This is a genomic window from Paraburkholderia sp. SIMBA_054 (assembly GCF_046534875.1).
Classification (GTDB): domain Bacteria; phylum Pseudomonadota; class Gammaproteobacteria; order Burkholderiales; family Burkholderiaceae; genus Paraburkholderia; species Paraburkholderia hospita.
The window spans coordinates 1-1298 of the sequence record NZ_JAWRXV010000168.1; the positions used below are offsets into that span (position 1 = coordinate 1).

The 1298-nt window shown below is 62.3% G+C and carries 1 protein-coding gene; it reads left to right on the forward strand.

Translation table 11 applies throughout. The features are described from left to right. Positions 1–1222, forward strand: a 1222-nt coding sequence (gene ltrA / locus SB822_RS54520) for a group II intron reverse transcriptase/maturase (RefSeq protein WP_410858776.1), incomplete at its 5' end; no start/stop codon positions are given. Between the last annotated feature and the right edge of the window lie 76 nt (positions 1223–1298).

Here is a 1298-nt window from a genome sequence, read left to right on the forward strand (position 1 = left end):
GGCAGCGTATCGACGGGTAGTCAGCAACCGCGGTGCACCGGGGGTCGATGGCCTGCCGGTGGATCAATTCGCGGACTGGCTGAAGATGCACTGGCCAAGCGTGAAGGCGGCGCTGCTGGAAGGACGGTACATGCCTGAGGTGATACGCGCGGTGGATATACCGAAGCCTGCGGGCGGGGTACGGACACTGGGCATTCCGACGGTGCTGGATCGGCTGATACAGCAAGCGCTGCACCAGGTACTCCAGCCGATCTTCGAGCCGGGGTTCTCCGAGTCGAGCTACGGCTTCAGGCCGGAGCGCAGCGCGCAGCAGGCGGTACTGAGGGCACAGCAGTATGTGCAGGAAGGCCGCCGCTGGGTGGTGGACATCGACCTGGAGAAATTCTTCGATCGGGTGAACCACGACATCCTGATGTCGCGGATTGCCCGGCAGGTGAAGGATGATCGGGTGCTCAAGCTGATCCGGCGGTATCTGGAGGCGGGTCTGATGCGAGAAGGGATGGCGCAGCAACGACGGGAAGGGACGCCGCAAGGCGGTCCCCTGTCGCCACTGCTGTCGAACATCCTGCTGACGGATTGGGACCGCGAGCTTGAGCGACGTGGGCATGCGTTCTGCCGCTACGCGGACGACTGCAACATCTACGTCCGAAGCAAGGCGGCGGGCGAGCGACTGTTGATCGGCATGACGGCGTTTCTTGCGAAACGCCTGAAACTGAAGGTCAACGAAGCGAAAAGCGCATGTGACCGACCGTGGAAACGCAAATTCCTTGGCTACAGCATGACGGTACATCGTCAGACGAGGCTCCGCATTGCACCTGACAGCCTGAAACGGCTTACGGGGCGGGTGAAGACATTACTGAGGAAGGGGCGCGGAAGAAGTCTGAGCCACACCATCGAAACACTGAATCCGGTGCTTCGCGGATGGATCAACTACTTCCGGTTCACGCAAAGCAAGCGCGTGCTGGAAGAACTGGATGGTTGGATCAGACGGCGCTTGCGCTGTCTGCTCTGGCGGCAGGCCAAACACCGCCAGGGCCGTACCACCATGCTGCGTCGGCAGGGGTTGCCGGAAGATCGCGCATGGCGCTCGGCGCACAACGGCCAGGGGCCGTGGTGGAACGCTGGCGCGTCACACATGGGCACAGCCTTCCCGAAACGCTTCTTCGACCGACATGGGCTTGTTTCGATGCTGGACACCCAGCAACGCCTCCAGCGTTCTTGATGAACCGCCGTATGCGGAACCGCACGTACGGTGGTGTGGGAGGGCTGAGGGGGTGACCCCTCACCCTACCCGATTG